This window comes from Shewanella hafniensis, assembly GCF_019655335.1.
Lineage (GTDB): Bacteria > Pseudomonadota > Gammaproteobacteria > Enterobacterales > Shewanellaceae > Shewanella > Shewanella hafniensis.
Genome location: NZ_BPFD01000284.1, coordinates 1 through 301 on the forward strand (window position 1 = coordinate 1; position 301 = coordinate 301).

A 301-nucleotide genomic window follows, 5' to 3' on the forward strand; every position below is an offset into this window, starting at 1 on the left:
CAGCCGAGTTCTCTCAAGCGCCTTGGTATTCTCTACCCGACCACCTGTGTCGGTTTGGGGTACGATTCCCGCTAACCTGAAGCTTAGAAGATTTTCCTGGAAGCATGGCATCAACTACTTCAGTCCCTTAGGACCTCGTCATCAGCTCTCAGTGTGTACATCAAAGTACGTGTTCCCGGATTTGCCTAAGAACACCACCTACCACCTTAAACGCGGACTACCAACGCCGCGCTAGCCTAGCCTTCTCCGTCTCTCCATCGCAGTTAGCGGAAGTACAGAAATATTAATCTGTTTCCCATCG

The 301-nt window shown here is 50.8% G+C and carries 1 rRNA gene; it reads right to left on the bottom strand.

The window, feature by feature from the left end:
- A 23S ribosomal RNA gene (locus tag K5Q99_RS22280) occupies positions 1 to 301 on the bottom strand; the annotation flags it as partial.